13 protein-coding genes, 2 tRNA genes and 1 other RNA gene are annotated in these 17,230 nt (G+C 71.9%); 12 read left to right on the top strand and 4 right to left on the bottom strand.

The window, feature by feature from the left end:
* Positions 1 to 51 precede the first annotated feature (51 nt).
* The 6 genes from ABII15_RS20010 to ABII15_RS20035 all read left to right on the top strand — a co-directional run bounded on the left by ABII15_RS20010 (position 52) and on the right by ABII15_RS20035 (position 5,838).
* Positions 52 to 855 carry a hypothetical protein gene (locus ABII15_RS20010; RefSeq protein WP_353943701.1) on the top strand — a complete coding sequence of 268 codons (804 nt, stop codon included), beginning with the start codon at positions 52 to 54 and terminating at the stop codon, positions 853 to 855.
* A complete protein-coding gene (locus ABII15_RS20015) occupies positions 852 to 1,577 on the top strand; it encodes a DNA methylase (RefSeq protein ID WP_353943702.1) in 726 nt (241 codons plus the stop codon). The genes ABII15_RS20010 and ABII15_RS20015 overlap by 4 nt, the downstream gene beginning before the upstream one ends.
* Positions 1,574 to 2,413, top strand: coding sequence for a bifunctional DNA primase/polymerase (locus ABII15_RS20020; protein ID WP_353943703.1), 840 nt, complete (start codon positions 1,574 to 1,576; stop codon positions 2,411 to 2,413). Before ABII15_RS20015 ends, ABII15_RS20020 begins: the two co-directional genes overlap by 4 nt.
* Positions 2,414 to 2,415: 2 nt before the next feature.
* On the top strand, positions 2,416 to 3,891 hold the full coding sequence (locus tag ABII15_RS20025) for an ATP-binding protein (RefSeq protein WP_353943704.1): 1,476 nt from the start codon (positions 2,416 to 2,418) through the stop codon (positions 3,889 to 3,891).
* Positions 3,892 to 4,327: 436 nt separating this feature from the next.
* Positions 4,328 to 4,570, top strand: a complete 243-nt coding sequence (locus ABII15_RS20030) for a helix-turn-helix domain-containing protein (protein WP_353943705.1) — start codon at positions 4,328 to 4,330, stop codon at positions 4,568 to 4,570.
* Positions 4,571 to 4,578: 8 nt separating this feature from the next.
* Positions 4,579 to 5,838, top strand: coding sequence for a site-specific integrase (locus ABII15_RS20035; protein ID WP_353943706.1), 1,260 nt, complete (start codon positions 4,579 to 4,581; stop codon positions 5,836 to 5,838).
* Between the two features lie 65 nt (positions 5,839 to 5,903).
* Here ABII15_RS20035 and ABII15_RS20040 read toward each other — a convergent pair.
* Positions 5,904 to 5,988 (bottom strand) — tRNA-Ser (locus tag ABII15_RS20040).
* A gap of 95 nt (positions 5,989 to 6,083) precedes the next feature.
* Between ABII15_RS20040 and ffs the strand changes: the two genes are divergently transcribed.
* The 6 genes from ffs to ABII15_RS20070 all read left to right on the top strand — a co-directional run bounded on the left by ffs (position 6,084) and on the right by ABII15_RS20070 (position 15,199).
* An RNA gene (ffs, locus tag ABII15_RS20045) (signal recognition particle sRNA small type) lies at positions 6,084 to 6,182 on the top strand.
* A 56-nt stretch (positions 6,183 to 6,238) separates the two neighbouring features.
* Positions 6,239 to 8,458: a DNA polymerase III subunit gamma and tau gene (locus ABII15_RS20050; RefSeq protein ID WP_353943707.1), complete on the top strand. Its 2,220-nt coding sequence runs from the start codon at positions 6,239 to 6,241 to the stop codon at positions 8,456 to 8,458.
* Positions 8,459 to 8,852: 394 nt separating this feature from the next.
* On the top strand, positions 8,853 to 10,112 hold the full coding sequence (gene purD / locus ABII15_RS20055) for a phosphoribosylamine--glycine ligase (protein WP_353943708.1): 1,260 nt from the start codon (positions 8,853 to 8,855) through the stop codon (positions 10,110 to 10,112).
* 363 nt (positions 10,113 to 10,475) lie between these two features.
* Positions 10,476 to 12,419, top strand: a complete 1,944-nt coding sequence (locus tag ABII15_RS20060) for a hypothetical protein (RefSeq protein WP_353947120.1) — start codon at positions 10,476 to 10,478, stop codon at positions 12,417 to 12,419.
* Between the two features lie 335 nt (positions 12,420 to 12,754).
* Positions 12,755 to 14,203: a N,N-dimethylformamidase beta subunit family domain-containing protein gene (locus tag ABII15_RS20065; RefSeq protein ID WP_353947121.1), complete on the top strand. Its 1,449-nt coding sequence runs from the start codon at positions 12,755 to 12,757 to the stop codon at positions 14,201 to 14,203.
* 90 nt (positions 14,204 to 14,293) lie between these two features.
* On the top strand, positions 14,294 to 15,199 hold the full coding sequence (locus ABII15_RS20070) for a phosphoribosylaminoimidazolesuccinocarboxamide synthase (protein WP_353943709.1): 906 nt from the start codon (positions 14,294 to 14,296) through the stop codon (positions 15,197 to 15,199).
* A gap of 42 nt (positions 15,200 to 15,241) precedes the next feature.
* Here the strand turns inward: ABII15_RS20070 and ABII15_RS20075 are convergent.
* From ABII15_RS20075 to ABII15_RS20085, 3 genes are all read right to left on the bottom strand, one after another.
* Positions 15,242 to 15,314: transfer RNA gene (locus ABII15_RS20075), tRNA-Gly, on the bottom strand.
* 46 nt (positions 15,315 to 15,360) lie between these two features.
* Positions 15,361 to 15,969: a response regulator transcription factor gene (locus ABII15_RS20080; RefSeq protein ID WP_353943710.1), complete on the bottom strand. Its 609-nt coding sequence runs from the start codon at positions 15,967 to 15,969 to the stop codon at positions 15,361 to 15,363.
* Complete coding sequence (locus tag ABII15_RS20085) at positions 15,966 to 17,216, bottom strand: histidine kinase (RefSeq protein WP_353943711.1); 1,251 nt, start codon at positions 17,214 to 17,216, stop codon at positions 15,966 to 15,968. Before ABII15_RS20085 ends, ABII15_RS20080 begins: the two co-directional genes overlap by 4 nt.
* Positions 17,217 to 17,230 lie beyond the last annotated feature (14 nt).

A 17,230-nucleotide genomic window follows, 5' to 3' on the forward strand; every position in this document is an offset into this window, starting at 1 on the left:
CCGCGAGCCTTAGCGCCGGGAGCTCCCACGCCAAATATCCAGTGGCCGGGGATGCGGTTCTACCTGACCACCCACAAGCGCCACTGGCTGCGCCTGACCGATGTGCCGCTGTTCCTCAAGTCCGAGCACTTCGACCGCGCGGTGAAGTGGGACGTAGCCCAGGGCCCGTACGCGATCGACTCCGGCGGCTTCATGGAGCTCAAGGACAAGGGCGACTGGGAGCGCACCCCGCGCCAGTATGTCGACAGCCTGCGCCGCATCTGGGAACACGTCGGCCCCTACGACTGGGCCGCCCCGCAAGACTGGATGTGCGAGGACGCCATCATCAACGGCGGATGGTTCGGCGGACAGCACTTCGTCGGCACCCACCTCAGCGTCCGCGAACACCAACGCCGCACCGTGAACAACTTCCTCGAACTGCGCTCCCTCGCACCCGAACTGCGCATCGCCCCCGTCATCCAGGGCGACACCGTTCCGGCGTACGAGGAGTGCCTGGAGATGTACGACAAGGCCGGGGTCAATCTCCAGGCCGAACCCATCGTCGGGCTCGGTTCGGTGTGCCGGTTGCAGTCGACGAAGAAGGGCGCCGAGATCGTCACCGCCATGGCCTCCCACGGGCTACGCCTGCACGGATTCGGCTTCAAGATCCTCGGCCTGGAACGCGTCGGCCACCTGTTGGCCTCCGCGGACTCCGCCGCCTGGAGCTCCCACGCGCGCCGCCGCCCGCCGCTGCCGGGCCACACACACAAGAACTGCGCCAACTGCATCGACTACGCCCTGAAGTGGCGCGAGCGCGTCATGAACTCGCTCCCGCCCACGCCCGCTGCTGGTCTGGAAGGAGGAATGGCGGCATGAACCGACCCACCGACATTCGGCGAGAATCCCAGCGGCCCCGCCTGCTGGATCTGTTCTCTTGCGCCGGCGGCGCCGCCATGGGCTACGCCCGCGCCGGCTTCACCGTCCACGGCTGCGACATCGCCGACCGGCCCAACTACCCCTTCACCTGGCACCGGGGCGACGTCCTCGAATACCTCGCCCACCTCATCACCACGGGCGAGATCCAGCGCTATGACTTCGTGCACGCCTCCCCGCCCTGTCAGGCCAAGAACACTCTGACTGTGGGCACCAACCGCTCACGCGGATGGGGCGGCACGCACCTTGACCTCGTGGCACCGCTGCGTGATCTGCTCGACCGGACCTGCCTGCCCTACGTGATCGAGCAGCCCAACGGGCAAGCCGAGATCCGCAAGGACATCACCCTGTGCGGCGAGATGTTCGGGCTCGGCGTCATCCGGCACCGCAACTTCGAAGCGGTCGGCTGCACCATCGACCAGCCTGCCCACGTCCCGCACCGGGGCCGGGTGCGCGGCTACCGGCACGGCAAGTTCTACGACGGCCCCTACGTCGCTGCCTACGGCAATGGCGGTGGCAAGCCCAGCGTCCCGGAGCTGCAGGCCGCGCTCGGCATCGACTGGACCGACGTGCGCGAGGAACTGACCGAGGCCATCCCTCCCGCCTACACAGAGCACATCGGCCGCACCTTCCTCGCGGCTCGCGCACTGGAGGCGGCGGCATGAGCGAGTACCTGCGCACCGCACTCGACCTGGCTGCCTCGGAGATCCCGGTGCTGCCGCTGCGGCGGGGCAAGGTCCCGTTCGGCAACTGCCGCACCTGCGCCGACAACGCGTGCGGCGGCCGGCCGAACATGAAGACCCCCGGACCGTGCACCTGCCCCGACCCCTGCCACGCGTGGGCCGCCGCGACCACCGACCCGCACGTCATCAACTCCGCCCCCTGGCGGCGCGCCTGGCAGCACGCGAGCACGGTGGCCTACCACCCGGGCGGTGCCGGCCTGACCGTCGTGGACCTGGACAACGCGGACGCGATCGTGTGGGCCCGCGAGCATCTGCCCGCCACCCGGACCGTGCCCACCACCCGCGGCGAGCACTGGCTCTACCTGGGGGCGACGCCGTCCGCCAACGGAGTGCGGCCCGGCGTGGACGTCAAGTCGACGATGTCCTACGCCCGGTGGCTCGGTGTCGGCACCGGCGCCATGACCGCACTGCCGGACGTCGTGCGCTCGCTCGTGGTGAGCAAGTCCGCACCGGCCCGGTCCTCGGCGCGGCCGCTGACGGTGTCCCTGCCGGGCGACGGCGGGCAGTGCCCGCACCGCACGCCCGTCTTCCTGGAACGCGGTATCGCGATGGCCGAGCAGCGCATCACCGAGGCCACGAGCGGCGTGCACAACGCCGTGTACCGGGTCTTCATGGCGGTGCTGTCCAAGCACGGCCGGTGCGGCTGCCTCAGCGACGCTCACGTTGCCCGGTTGTTCGCTGCGGCGCAGGCCAAGGGCGAGAGCGCGCGGCACTGCGCCACCGCCTGGACCAATGCCCGCATCACGTTGGGAGTGTGACCGTGGCTGACGACGACAAGACACCGGCCCGTGAGGTCATCACCGACTACGCGCAGGCGCACTTCCGGTACTTCCGCACCCCCGACGGCACCGTCTACGCCCAGCAGAAGGGCCACCCCGTGGCCCGGCCGATCCGCTCACAGGGCACCACCGGCAGCCACCGCCAGGAACTCATGGTCGGCCTGTACCGCGACGGACGCGGCGTCTTCAACGGCTCCGCCATCAAGGAAGCCCTGGACCTGATCGAAGCCCTCGCGCTGAGCGAGGACGTCCAGCCGGTCTACATCCGCGTGGCCCCCGGCTTCGACGGGGCGACCTGGCTGGACCTGGGACGCGACGACGGGCAGTCGGTGCGCATCCACCCGTCGGGCTGGGAGATCACCGTTCCCGATCCGCGTGAGGTGTGCTGGCGGCGCACCCAGCTCACGGGGGAACTGCCGCTGCCGGCCAAGGACACCGACGGCAAGGGAATCGATCTGCTGATGGGTCTGTGCAACTTCGCCACCGCCGACACCGAATCCCTCGCGCTCGCCTGGCTGATCGGCTGCCTCGGCCCGTCCGTCCCGGTACCGGCCCCGTTCCTCACGGGGCCGCAGGGCGCGGGGAAGTCCACGGGCGGGCGGATGCTGATCCGGATCGTGGAGGGTATGACCGGGGACCTGCGCCGCGCCCCGAAGGACGAGGAGAACCTGATCGCGGCCGTGGCGGCGGGATGGGTCACCGCGCTCGACAACCTCTCCCACATGACCCCCGACCTGTCCGACGCGATGTGCTGCATCGTGACTGGAGCTGAGTCCGTGAAGCGGGCCCTGTTCACTGACGGGGATGTGTTCCGCGTCGGCTACCGCCGCCCCCTGCTGCTGACCGGCATCGACGTCGGCGTCATCCGCCCCGACCTCGCCGAACGCCTGCTGCCCCTGCGCCTGGAACGCCCCAAGGTCCGGCGCACCGAGGCCGAGTTGTGGGTCGACTACGAGGAAGCACTGCCCATCGTCCTCGGCTCGCTCCTCGACCTAACGGTCAAGGTCCGGGCGGTGAAGGCGGAGACGCCGACGGATCTACGGATGGCGGACTTCGCCCACCTGTGTGCACAGCTCGATGCCGCGACGGGACTGGGAGCGCTGAAGGCGTATCGGGCGAGCCTGGACGACCTCAACGACGACGTGATCGAGGGCGACCTGCTCGCGCAGACCGTTCTCCGGCACGCCGAGACGCTCTCTGCGGGCACGGCGCAGCGGATGACGTCCACGGAGTGGCTGCACCTGCTGTCCGGCCTCTACAACGGCGAAGGGACCCGCCCCCTGCCCAAGGGGTGGCCGACCACCGGCAAGGTGCTCTCCGACCGTCTGAAGCGCATCCAGCCGACCCTGGCTGCCCGGGGCGTGCTCATCGACTCCGGGCGTACCAACGCGGGCCGCTACCTCGAAATGACCCGCCCCGCCGCCCCGGCGGGTCCCGAGCAGCAGCGCGCGTTCTGAACCGCGTCCGCACAGGCGACAAGCAAGAGGAGCACCAGCGTCGAGGCGTGCTCCTCTTGCTGTTCGGCGCAGCGCGCCGCCCCAAGGACGTGCCGCGCAGCGGCTCCTTCTTCACGTCTGAAGGCGACCCGCACCTCTACAGACACTCCCTCTTCTTTGTCCTAAGAGGGAAGACGTTGCGTCACCTGCGTCACTAGAGGGCGGGAAACGGCCCCTCACCTGCGAATACAGGGGTGACGCAGACGGCCTATCTCTGCGTCATCGTGCGTCACCTGCGTCACCGCGTTCGTCATCGGTGACGCAGAAGGGTGACGCAGCCCAACTCCTTACGTCACGTAAAACCGCAGGTCATCCGGCACGGATGACACAGGAGACGCGGTGACGCAGAAATCCGAGCTTCGGACACAACAGACCACCCCGCCCCGGAGGTTGATCCGTGACGACCAGCGATGCGCCCGTAGCGGGCGCCGAAGTCGAGTTCGACCCCACACTCCTCGCGCTCACGGTCGAAGAGGCTGCCCGGCGCCTCTCCGTTGGCCGCACCACGATGTACGCCCTCATCCGCGACGGAGCCGTAGAGACGGTGCCTATCGGCCGCCTGCGTCGCGTGCCCGTCAAGGCCATCAGCGCCTACCTGGAAACCCGCATGCAGACACGCCCCACGTCCCACGCCGCGTAAGGAGAACCATGGAGAAGCGCGCCAAACGCCCCGATGGAGCGTCGTCCATCTACCTCGGCAAGGACGGCTATTGGCATGGGCGGGTGACCGTCGGCGTCCGGGACGACGGGAGCTCCGACAGACGTCACGTCTCCAGCAAGATCAGCGAAGCAGAGGTGATCAAGAAGGTCCGGGAGCTGGAGAAGCAGCGGGACGCGGGGAAAGTTCGCAAGCCGGGACGCCCGTGGACCGTCAAGGCGTGGCTACTTCACTGGGTGGAGGAGATCGCGAAGCCGTCGGTACGCGAGAACACGTACGCCGGATACGAGGTAGCGGTCAGAGTCCATCTGATCCCCGGGGTCGGCGCCCACCGGCTGGACAAGTTGGAGCCTGAGCACTTGGAGCGCTTCTACACGAAGATGCTGGCCAACGGCAGCAAGCCCGCCACAGCCCACCAGGTCCATCGCAGCGTTCGCACGGCGCTCAATCACGCGATGCGGCGCGGCCACGTCACTCGGAACGTCGCCATGCTCGCTGTCCCGCCCCGGGTCGAGGACGAGGAGGTCGAGCCGTACGACATCGAGGAGGTTCAGAGGCTCCTCTCCGAAGCGGCGAAGCTCCGGAACAGCGCGCGCTGGTCTATCGCCCTCGCTCTGGGACTCCGACAGGGGGAGGCGCTGGGTCTGCGCTGGTCAGACGTGGACCTAGCCGCAGGCATCTTGCGAGTGCGGAAGAACAGGCTGCGCCCGAAGTACCTGCACGGCTGCGGCGGGGAGTGCGGGCGGACACCCGGCTACTGCAAGAAGCGGATCAGGAAGAACGAGGACACGGCGAACACGAAGTCACGCGCCGGCCGCCGGGTGATCGGTGTGCCTGACGAACTGGCCCGACTCCTGGAACTTCACCGGCAGGAACAGGACCGCGAACGCGGCCGGGCCGCCCAGGAGTGGACCGAGACAGGATTCGTCTTCACGTCCCCCAACGGCCAGCCGCTGATGCCCAGCACCGACTACGACGTCTGGAAGCAGTTGCTGAAGGACGCGAAGGTCCGCGACGGACGACTGCATGACGCTCGCCACACGGCCGCCACGGTGCTGCTCATCCTCGGAGTGCCTGAGCGGGTGGTCATGCAAATCATGGGCTGGTCGTCCACAGCGATGGCGGCCCGCTATCAGCACGTGACCGGAGGAATCCTGGCCGACGTGGCGCAACAGGTCGGCGGTCTCATCTGGGAGGTGGCCAAGCCCGACACCGGCCACGAGCCGGACAGCTCCGCAGAGGCGCGTTGAGACTGTAGATGAGACTGCGAAAGACGAAGGCCCGGACCGATTGCTCGGTCCGGGCCTTCTGCCTGCGGAGGATACGAGATTCGAACTCGTGAGGGGTTGCCCCCAACACGCTTTCCAAGCGTGCGCCCTAGGCCACTAGGCGAATCCTCCGCGGCAAACAATACAAGACGTTTGAGGGTGCTCGCGAACGCCTACCCCTGGCCCGGAGGGAACTCGTTCCACCGGCCCGGAGCATGTACTCTGGGCGCAGCCCCTCACGTGGCGCTATCTGACTGAACTCCCCCAGGGCCGGAAGGCAGCAAGGGTAGGTTGGCTCTGGCGGGTGCGTGGGGGGCGTTTGCGTTCCCGGGCGGTGCGGGGGCGGGCCGCGTTGTCGGTGGGCGCCTATAACCTCGTATGCGTGTCGTCTCTCGCGCTGTACCGCCGTTATCGCCCGGAGTCGTTCGCCGAGGTCATCGGGCAGGAGCATGTCACCGACCCGTTGCAGCAGGCGCTGCGGAACAACCGGGTCAATCACGCGTACCTGTTCTCAGGTCCGCGCGGCTGCGGCAAGACGACCAGCGCGCGCATCCTGGCCCGCTGTCTGAACTGCGAGCAGGGCCCCACCCCGACGCCGTGCGGCGAGTGCCAGAGCTGCCAGGACCTCGCGAGGAACGGGCCGGGGTCGATCGACGTCATCGAGATCGACGCGGCCTCGCACGGTGGTGTCGACGACGCTCGTGACCTGCGGGAGAAGGCGTTCTTCGGGCCGGCCGGCAGCCGGTACAAGATCTACATCATCGACGAGGCCCACATGGTCACGTCGGCGGGGTTCAACGCTCTGCTGAAGGTCGTCGAGGAGCCGCCGGAGCACCTCAAGTTCATCTTCGCGACGACGGAGCCCGAGAAGGTCATCGGGACGATCCGGTCGCGTACGCACCACTATCCGTTCCGGCTCGTGCCGCCGGGCACCCTGCGGGACTACCTCGGTGAGGTGTGCGGCAAGGAGGACATCCCCGTCGCGGACGGCGTGCTTCCGCTCGTCGTGCGGGCCGGTGCCGGTTCTGTGCGTGACTCGATGTCCGTCATGGACCAGCTCCTCGCCGGTGCCGGCGAGGAGGGTGTGACGTACGCCATGGCGACGGGCCTGCTCGGGTACACGGAGGCGTCGCTGCTCGACTCCGTCATCGAGGCCTTCGCCACGGGTGACGGCGCGGCCGCGTTCGAGGTCGTGGACCGGGTCATCGAGGGGGGCAACGACCCGCGCAGGTTCGTCTCCGACCTCCTTGAGCGGCTGCGCGACCTGGTGATCCTGGCCGCCGTGCCGGACGCCGCCGAGAAGGGGCTGATCGACGCCCCGGCCGATGTCGTGGAGCGGATGCAGGCGCAGGCGAGCACGTTCGGCGCCGCCGAGCTGAGCCGCGCGGCCGACCTGGTCAACGAGGGCCTGACCGAGATGCGCGGGGCCAACGCGCCGCGACTCCAGCTGGAGCTGATCTGCGCGCGCGTGCTGCTGCCCGCCGCGTACGACGACGAGCGCTCGGTCATGGCACGGCTCGACCGCATCGAACGCGGCGGCGTCTTCACCCCGGGCGGGCAGGGGCCCGGTCCGGCGATGGCGTACGTTCCCGGTCCCGATGCCCACGCCGTGCCTCCCGCCGCGCAGGTCCCGCCCGGCGGCGGCCCGGCGGCGGCCCGCGCGGCGGTGCGCGGCGGCGCCCCGGGTGAGCCCCAGGCTCCGGTTCAGCCCCCGGCACCGGTCCAGCCTCCGGCACCGGCGCCCGCCCAGCCCGAGGTCCAGGCGCAGGCCCCCGCACCCGCCCCGGCCCCAACCCCGGCTCCCGAGGCCGCGCAGGCCCCGGGAGCCTGGCCCACCGCGGCGCCCGCCGGAGGAGGCCGCAGGCCCGGTGGCTGGCCCACCGCGGCGGCCGCCGGCACCGGACAGCCGCCCGCGCCGCAGCAGCCCGCACCCGCATCCGCCCCCGCGCCGGAGCCCGCCGCGGCCCCCGCACCCATGGCGGCGGCGCCGGCCGGCGGCCCCGACCCGCGCACCCTCTGGCCGAACATCCTGGAGGCGGTCAAGAACAAGCGCCGCTTCACCTGGATGCTGATCAGCCAGAACGCCCAGGTGACCGGCTTCGACGGCACCACCTTGCAGCTCGGGTTCGTGAACGCGGGCGCGCGTGACCGTTTCGCGAGCAGCGGTGGCGAAGAGGTCCTGAAGGCGGCCCTGGCCGAGCAGTTCAACGTCCAGTGGAAGATCGACGCGGTCGTCGACGCCTCGGGCGGCGGCGCCCCCGCACCCGCCGGTGGCTATGGCGGCGGAGGCGGTTACGGCGGCGGTGCCGGTGGCGGCGCGGGTTACGGGGGCGGTGGCGGCGGTGGCTACGCCCCTGCCCCGCCGACCCCGCAGCCCGCCGCTCCCCAGCCGGCCGCACCGGCTCCGGCTCCGTCCCAGGCCCCGGCCTCGTCGAATCCCGCTCCGACGCCGCCCCCGGCACCGGCCCGTCGGCCCGTCTCGGTGGAGGACGACACCCCGGAGGACGACGACCCGGACCTGGACGAGAACGCCCTGTCGGGCCACGACCTGATCGTCCGCGAGCTGGGCGCGACGGTGCTGGACGAATTCGCCAACGAGTAGCCCCTCTCTTGGACGTACACCCCTAGGGGCGCGAGGAACTGCGCGAGCAACCCCCACAGCCGGTCAGCCGACATACACCCCTAGGGGCGCGAGGAACTGCGCGAGAACCCCCACTTGCCGTCAGACGACGCACAACCTAGGGGCGCGGGGAACTGCGCGAGCAACCCCCACAGCCGGTCAGTCGACATACACCCCCAGGGGCGCGGGGAACTGCGCGAGAAGCCCCACCTGCCGTCAGCCGACGCACAACCCAGGGGCGCGGGGAACGGCGCGAGCAACCCCCACCACCCGCGGCCGACGAACCACCGCCCCTGGAGAAACCCACAAACCCCGCCCGTCCACACCCTGGGACGCCCCTACAAGGGCCCCCGCCGACGCCGGATAGGCTGACCGCGTGAAGGTCCTCGTCATCGGCAGCGGCGCCCGCGAACACGCCCTGTGCCGCTCAATGTCCCTCGACCCCGACGTCTCCGCCCTGCACTGCGCCCCCGGCAACGCAGGCATCGCCGAGGTCGCCGAGCTGCACGCGGTCGACGCCCTCGACGGTGCGGCGGTCGCCGCCCTCGCCAAGAATCTGGAGGCCGACCTCGTCGTCGTAGGCCCCGAAGCCCCGCTGGTGGCGGGCGTCGCGGACGCCGTGCGCGAGGCCGGCATCCCGGTCTTCGGCCCGTCCGGGGAGGCCGCCCAGCTGGAGGGCTCCAAGGCGTTCGCCAAGGACGTCATGGCCGGCGCCGGCGTGCCCACGGCCCGCTCGTACGTCTGCACGACCCCGGCCGAGATCGACGTGGCGCTGGACGCGTTCGGCGCCCCGTACGTCGTGAAGGACGACGGCCTCGCGGCGGGCAAGGGCGTCGTCGTGACCGACGACGTCGACGCGGCGCGCGCCCACGCGAACGCGTGCGAGCGCGTCGTCATCGAGGAGTTCCTCGACGGCCCCGAGGTCTCGCTCTTCGCGATCACCGACGGCGAGACGGTCGTTCCGCTCCAGCCCGCCCAGGACTTCAAGCGGGCACTCGACGGCGACGAGGGCCCGAACACCGGCGGCATGGGCGCGTACTCGCCGCTGCCGTGGGCCGACCCGAAGCTGGTGCGGGAGGTGCTCGACACCGTCCTCCAGCCGACCGTGGACGAGATGAAGCGGCGCGGCACGCCCTTCTCCGGCCTGCTCTACGCCGGTCTCGCCATCACCGGCCGCGGCATCCGCGTCATCGAGTTCAACGCCCGCTTCGGCGACCCCGAGACCCAGGTGGTCCTGGCCCGGCTGGCGACCCCGCTGGCCGGCGTCCTGCTCGCCGCGGCGAACGGCACGCTCGCCGACCTGGAGCCGCTGCGCTGGAGCGACGACGCGGCCGTCACGGTCGTCATCGCCTCGCACAACTACCCGGGCACCCCGCGCACCGGCGACCCGATCACCGGGCTCGACGAGGTGGCCGCGCAGGATGCCCCGTCCGCGTACGTCCTGCACGCCGGGACCAAGCGCGACGGCGAGAACGGAGCGGTCCTGAGCGCGGGCGGCCGTGTGCTGTCCGTCACAGCGACGGGCGGCGATCTCGCACAGGCCCGCGAGCGCGCGTACGCCGCCGTGGGCCGCATCGGGCTCGACGGCTCCCAGCACCGCACGGACATCGCCGCGAAGGCGGCGGCCGAGAGCTGACCGGAACGACGCGCAGCACGAGCCGCCGGGCGGGAGCCACCCTCTCCCGCCCGGCGCCCTCATGTCAGCCACCTTTACCCAAAGCCATTCCATCGAGTGACCGCTCGCCCATCCGGCTGACGACGCACCGGAGCCCAACTAGGGTGCGGCGCACGGAGTTCGGGCACCCCTGAAGCCGGACTCCGCCCAGGCGAACCCGGGGCGGAGCCGGGGACAGAACCAGACGGACCACCGGCATTGCGATGTCAGTGACGGGTGCCACAGTGGGGGAGTGAGCAACGCCACCAGTGTTCTGCCGCGGGCCTCGGCCCCCGGCCGGACAAAAGGCAGAGGCAGCAGGGGGTGACATCGGTCGTGTCCGGTATGGGTGCGGAGGTGGGTGCGCGCGCGGCGCGCTCCCGGGCCCTCGCCGTGCTGCGCATCCGCGGCAGGGCGACGGCGCTCGCCCTGCTGCCCGCGGCCGCCTCCGTGGTGCTGCTCGCGGGCGGCGCCACCGGCCATCTGACGGGCGGGGGCTGGGACGTCGCCCGGATCGTGGTCTCCGCGGTCGCGGTGGTCGTGCTGCTCGCCGCGGCGGGCGTCGCGCTCGTCGTCGCGCGGGCCCGCCCGGCGGTCAGCCCGACCGTGCCGATCGCCGAGGACACCGCTCCCGATCTTTACCGGCTGGTGCGCGACCTGGCCGACCGGCTCGACGTCCCGGCGCCGTCGGCGATAGCGCTCACCCCGGACTGCGACAGCTGGCTGGAGGACCGCACGCACCCCGCGCACGGCCCGCCCCGCCGCCGCGAGACACCCGCGGACCCTGCACAGCGGGCCGCCGCCCCGGTCGCGCCCGTCCTCGTGATCGGCTCCCCGTTCCTGTGGTGGATGCGGGTGGCCGAGCTGCGCGCCGTCCTCGCCCCGGTCGTCGCCGGTACGGGACCCTCGGCGCACCCCGACATAGCCGCCGCCCGGCGCTTCGTGCGCGGCCTGGACGCCGCCGTGGCGGTCGCCGCCGCGCCCGACCGCGGGCCGCTCGCCCGGAGCGTCCTGGGCGCCGTCGGCTGGGTCGCCCGGCAGATGCTGAGCGGATGCCGGATCCACGCCGCCGAGATGGAGCGCGGGGTCGCCGCGGCGGCCGCCGAGCGCGCACAGGCCGTGGACTACGGCCTGCGGATCGTCGCCCAGGAGCAGGTCGGACTCGCGTACGCGGGCTGGGACCGTCTCCTCACCCGGGTCGCGCTGCCCGCCTGGCGGATGGGCCGCTGGCCGTCCCGGCTGGACGCGGGCGTGGTCGCGGCCCTGACCGAGCTGTCCCGCCGCGACCGCCTGGCCGCGCAGAACGGGACGTTCGCGTCCCGGCTCGGCGAGCGCCCCGCCTGCGATCTGCTGGAGGAGCCCGGCACCGTCGACGAGGCGGCCTCGCTGCTCGCCGCCCGCCTCTTCCACGGCGGCCCCGCCGAGTCCGGCCCGGACTGGGCGCCGGTCGACTGGCAGGAGTATCCGGACGAGGTCGTGGACCGGAAGTGGCGCACGGACGCCGCCCGTCTGCACCGGGTCCTCGACACCCTCGGCGTGGACAGCGGGTCCGCCTCCGCCGCGGCTCCGGAGGGCCCGACCCTGGCTCGGATCCTGGACCACCTGACGACGCCCACAGAGGCCCCACAGGCCCCACAGGCCCCACAGGCCCCACAGGCCCCACAGGCCCCACAGGCCCCACAGGCCCCACAGGCCCCTTCCGGCACCCCGGACGCCCCCGAGGCCCCGAACGCCCCGGACACCCGCCCTGAGGCCCCCCTGGCCCCGGCCGACCCGAACACCCCGGCCGCCTCGAACGCCCCGGCCGACCTCGAAGACCCCGCCGACCCCGAAGACCCGGTGGACCCCGTCGCCTTCGATCTAGACGACCCCGAGGACACCACCCCCCGCCCCGAGGTGGAATCCCTCTCCGCGGGCCTCTCCGCCGAGCTGGCCCGCGAGGAGCAGGAGCGCCCGGCGCCGCCGGTCGCCCCGGCGGGACAGGGCCCGGACGGCGCGCTGTGGGACGAGGGCGCCCTCCCGCTCTTCCCGCTCCAGCCCCCGCGCACCGGCCGCGAGCTGCTGGCCGACCACGTCACCGCGATGGTCTGCTGCGCCGCCGTGGACACGGCCGGCGCGACCCCGGGCCTGGACTGGCTGGACGGCCCGTCACTGCTGGTCGGCGGTGAGCGCGCGGCCGACCTCGCGCCCCGCGTGCTGAGCCTGGTCGAGGACGGCGACCCCGAGCCGCTCAAGGGCTGGCTGACCCGCCTCGGGATCCGGCCCGAGAAGCCCGTACGTCTGGTATGACCACATGCGTGCCGAAGCACGCCCCGGAGGGAATCGTTCCTGTCCCGTCAATTCACGACGAACGGTGACGGACCGCGTGCGTAATGTGATGTGCTGGGACCGGTCGCGGACACAACAGGCGGACGGGCGGGACGGCCGTGCGGAAGGACGCGACGAGCGGGCGTGACAGACAGGCGCGCGGAGCGGACCCGACATCCGCGCTCGGCTCGGGGGAGCGAGGGAGGGGAACACACATGGCGCTGGGTCCGGAGAGGGCGGAGCACCCCGAGGAGCGGGTCGGAGGCGGTGCCGTACCGCCCCCGCGCCCCCGCACCCGCCGCTGGGAGTCCGGCGCGATGGCACACGCCGTCAGCGACCCCTTCGGCCAGGGCCCGCTGCCCTGGCTGCGCGGCAGTGAGACCTACTTCGACGACACCGGCCAGGTCGTCCCCTGGTACGTCGACCTGGCGCAGCCCGGCTCCACGAACACCACGGCCATCCCGAGCCCGCGCACCAGCGGCCCCCGTACCGCCGACGACGTGCACCGCCAGATCAAGGGCTTCACCTCCACCGGCGCGGCCGCGCCCGGCGAGGCGATCGACTTCCACATCACGGTCGACCCGCCCCAGCAGTTCAGCGTGGACATCTACCGGATCGGGCACTACGGCGGGGACGGCGCCTCCAAGATCACCACGAGCCCCCGGCTCTCCGGCATCGTCCAGCCCGCGCCGCTGTCGGTGGACCGCACGGTCTCCTGCCACCACTGGTGGCAGTCCTGGCGGCTGCAGATCCCGTCGTTCTGGAACGTCGGGGCGTACGTGGCGGTCCTGACCACCGCCGACGGCCACCGCTCGCACGTCCCGTTCACGGTGCGGGACAACCGCCCGGCTGATCTGCTCCTGCTGCTGCCGGACATCACCTGGCAGGCGTACAACCTGTACCCGGAGGACGGCCACACCGGCGCCAGCCTCTACCACGCGTGGGACGAGGAGGGCCGGCTGCTCGGCGAGAGCGAGGCCGCGATCACGGTCTCCTTCGACCGCCCGTACGCGGGCGCGGGTCTGCCCCTGCACGTCGGCCACGCGTACGACTTCATCCGCTGGGCGGAGCGCTACGGCTACGACCTGGCGTACGCCGACGCCCGCGACCTGCACGCGGGCCGGGTCGATCCGACGCGCTACCGCGGCCTGGTCTTCCCCGGCCACGACGAGTACTGGTCGGCGAACATGCGGCGTACGACCGAGCTGGCCCGCGAGCACGGCACGTCCCTGGTCTTCCTGTCGGCCAACACCATGTACTGGCAGGTGGAGCTGGGCCCGTCCGCGTCCGGCGTCCCGGACCGCCTGCTGACCTGCCGCAAGCGCCGCGGCCCGGGGAAGGCGGCGCTGTGGCGGGAGATCGACCGGCCCGAGCAGCAGCTCATGGGCATCCAGTACGCGGGCCGGGTCCCCGAACCGCACCCGATGGTCGTGCGGAACGCGGACCACTGGCTGTGGGAGGCGACGGGCGCGCACGAGGGCGACGAGATCGAGGGCCTGGTGGCCGGTGAGGCCGACCGCTACTTCCCGCGCACCGCCCTGCCCGACCACGAGGACCGGATCCTCCTGGCGCACTCCCCCTACCGGGACGGCGACAAGGTCCGCCGGCACCAGGAGACCTCGCTGTACCGGGCCCCGTCCGGGTCGCTGGTCTTCGCGTCCGGGACGTTCGCCTGGTCCCCGGCCCTGGACCGCCCCGGGCACGTCGACCCCCGTATCCAGCGGGCGACGGCCAATCTCCTGGACCGCATCTGCAAACGGGACTGAGGCCGGCTCCCCGAGCCGGACCCCTGGCCAAGGCCCACTCCCTCGTACGGGAGAATCAGAGGTACTTGTACAGAACCACGGGGAGGAACCGTGTCCGGATTCGTCGAAAAGCCCGAGCCGCTTCAGGTGCCGGGCCTGGTGCATCTCCACACCGGCAAGGTGCGGGACCTGTACCGCAACGAGGCGGGCGACCTCGTGATGGTCGCCACCGACCGCATCTCCGCCTACGACTGGGTGCTGCCCAGCCCCATCCCGGACAAGGGCAAGGTGCTCACCCAGCTCTCCCTGTGGTGGTTCGACCAGCTCAAGGACCTGATCCCGAACCACGTCCTGTCCACCGAGCTGCCCGAAGGCGCCCCCGCCGACTGGGCGGGCCGCACCCTCGTCTGCAAGAGCCTGGACATGGTCCCGGTCGAGGCGGTCGCCCGCGGCTATCTCACCGGCTCCGGCCTGGTCGAGTACAACGCGTCGCGCACGGTCTGCGGCCTCGCCCTCCCCGACGGCCTGGAGGACGGCTCGGAGCTGCCCGCCCCGATCTTCACGCCCGCCACCAAGGCCGAGGTCGGCGAGCACGACGAGAACGTGAGCTACGAGGAGGTGGCCCGCCAGGTCGGCGCGGAGACCGCGGCGCAGCTGCGCCAGGCGACCCTCGCCGTGTACAGCCGGGCCCGGGACATCGCGCGCGAGCGCGGGATCATCCTGGCGGACACCAAGTTCGAGTTCGGCTTCGACAAGGACGGCACGCTGATCCTCGCCGACGAGGTGCTGACCCCGGACTCGTCCCGGTTCTGGCCGGCCGACCAGTGGCAGCCGGGCCGCGCCCAGCCCAGCTACGACAAGCAGTTCGTACGGGACTGGCTGACGTCGGAGGCGTCCGGCTGGGACCGCAGGAGCGAGACCCCGCCGCCGGCCCTCCCCGACGAGGTCGTCGCGGCGACCCGCGCCAAGTACATCGAGGCGTTCGAGCTGCTGACCGGCACGCCCTGGAGCCTGTGACGAAAGAACCCCGGTCCGAGAGGACCGGGGTTCTTTTTCCGGAGCGAACGACGAGGTTCGAACTCGCGACCTCAACCTTGGCAAGGTTGCGCTCTACCAACTGAGCTACGTTCGCAAAGCGCCGCTTTCGCGGTGCTCCGTGCGCCGAAGCGCGACGCCAACTATACCCAACCCCGCTCGCGTGCGAGACGCGCCGCCGCGTGCCGGTTCTCCACCCCCAGCTTGGAGACGGCCGACGACAGATAGTTGCGGACCGTCCCCTGGGACAGGGCGGCCCGCTCGGCGATCTCCGCGACCGGTGCCCCGCCCGCCGCCAGCTCCAGCACCTCTGCCTCGCGCGCGGTCAGCGGGGAGTCGCCGGAGGAGATCGCGTCGGCGGCCAACTCCGGGTCCACATAGCGGTTTCCGGCGTGCACGGTCCGGATGATCTCGGCGAGCTGCTGGGCGCTCACGGTCTTCGGCACGAAGCCGCGCACCCCGGCGGCGAGCGCCCGCTTGAGGTGCCCGGGACGCCCGTGACTGGTCACGATCATGGTGCGGCAGCCGGGCAGCTCCGACCTGATCGATGTGGCCACACTCACACCGTCGGCGCCGGGCATCTGCAGATCGAGCACGGCGATGTCCGGTCGGTGCGCCCGCGCCATGGCCAGCGCCTCGGGCCCGGTCGCGGCCTCGGCGACCACCACCAGGTCGTCCTCCAGCGCGAGGAGGGCGGCCAGCGCGCCCCGGATCAGGTGCTCGTCGTCGGCGAGCAGGACGCGTACGGTCATCGGGCGCTCTCCCGCTCCTTGTGTACGGAGTCGTGGCCGGCGGTCCCGGGCAGCGGTACGCGCGCCCGTACCTGGAACACGCCCTTGCGGACCCTGCCCGCCGCCAACTCGCCGTCCAGGACGGCGAGCCGCTCCCGCAGCCCGGCGAGTCCGGAGCCGGACCCGGTCTCCGCGCCGTCGCCGGCCCCGTCGTTCTCCACGGTCAGCACCACGTCCTCCGCTCCGGTCCCCAGTTCTATCCGGCAGGTCTTGGCGTCCCCGTGCCGCAGCACATTGGTCGTCGCCTCCCGCACCACCCAGCCCAGCGCCGCCTGCACCGCGTCGGGCAGCCCGGCCGCCGACCCGGTCACCGTGCAGGTGATCCCGGCGGCGTCCAGCACTCCGCGCGCACCGGCCAGCTCGACCGTGAGATCGGCCTCGCGATATCCCCGTACGACATCGCGCACCTCCTTCTGCGACTCTCGCGCGATGCGCTGCACCTCGACCATCTGCGCGACGGCGGCCTCGGTCCGGCCGCGCCGGGCGAGCTGGACCGCGAGCTCGCTCTTGAGGGCGACGACGGAGAGGTTGCGGCCCATGACGTCGTGCAGATCGCGGCCGAAACGCAGCCGCTCCTCGGCGACGGCGAGCAGCGCCTTGGTCTCGCGGGCCCGCTCGGACTCCCACATGACGGAGAGGTTCCAGGCGCTGCACCGGTAGGAGCCGAGCGCGAGCGCGGCGCCCAGGGCGAGGACCGCGGCCTCGGCGAACAGGCTCGTCGAGACGTTCCCGAGGGCGGCGCTGACCGCGAGGACGACCGCGATGACCACGGCCGACTCCCGGATGAACCGGCGGACCGGCACCATCAGCGAGTACGCCCCGCCGAAGGGCATCGGCGCGAACAGCAGCGGCATCGCGATCAGCCCGCTCCGGTTGCTGTCGGTGGCCACGATGGCCGCGATCAGCGCGAACGCGACGACGGTGAGGGCCCCCGCGACGACCGTCAGGGCCCGGGGCACCGTCCCGCGCCCGAGGTACTGGTCGAGGGCGAGGCCGGTGTGCCGGCCGGCGACCAGGCACTGCGCGATGTTCACCACGACGAGCGCGATCCCGAGGGCGAACGCCGTCGGCTCGCCGCGCAGGCTCCCGGCGAGGCCGCTGCCCGACCAGGCGAGCAGGAACAGCCAGTTCACCGCCGCCAGCGTGAAGCGGCTCTGCCACTCCACCCGCTCGATCTTGCTGCGGTCCCGCCACCGAACCCGCGCCACCGAAGCTCCTCCTG

The sequence above is a fragment of the Streptomyces sp. HUAS MG91 genome, assembly GCF_040529335.1.
Lineage (GTDB): Bacteria > Actinomycetota > Actinomycetes > Streptomycetales > Streptomycetaceae > Streptomyces > Streptomyces tabacisoli.

What these genes read in the sequence shown, in the direction of transcription:
- ABII15_RS20020 (WP_353943703.1), top strand. Translation starts at nt 1,574, where the DNA reads ATGAGCGAGTACCTGCGCACCGCACTCGACCTGGCTGCCTCGGAGATC.
- ABII15_RS20065 (WP_353947121.1), top strand. Translation starts at nt 12,755, where the DNA reads ATGGCACACGCCGTCAGCGACCCCTTCGGCCAGGGCCCGCTGCCCTGG.
- ABII15_RS20060 (WP_353947120.1), top strand. Translation starts at nt 10,476, where the DNA reads ATGGGTGCGGAGGTGGGTGCGCGCGCGGCGCGCTCCCGGGCCCTCGCC.
- ABII15_RS20010 (WP_353943701.1), top strand. Translation starts at nt 52, where the DNA reads ATGCGGTTCTACCTGACCACCCACAAGCGCCACTGGCTGCGCCTGACC.
- ABII15_RS20015 (WP_353943702.1), top strand. Translation starts at nt 852, where the DNA reads ATGAACCGACCCACCGACATTCGGCGAGAATCCCAGCGGCCCCGCCTG.
- ABII15_RS20035 (WP_353943706.1), top strand. Translation starts at nt 4,579, where the DNA reads ATGGAGAAGCGCGCCAAACGCCCCGATGGAGCGTCGTCCATCTACCTC.
- ABII15_RS20080 (WP_353943710.1), bottom strand. Translation starts at nt 15,969, where the DNA reads ATGACCGTACGCGTCCTGCTCGCCGACGACGAGCACCTGATCCGGGGC.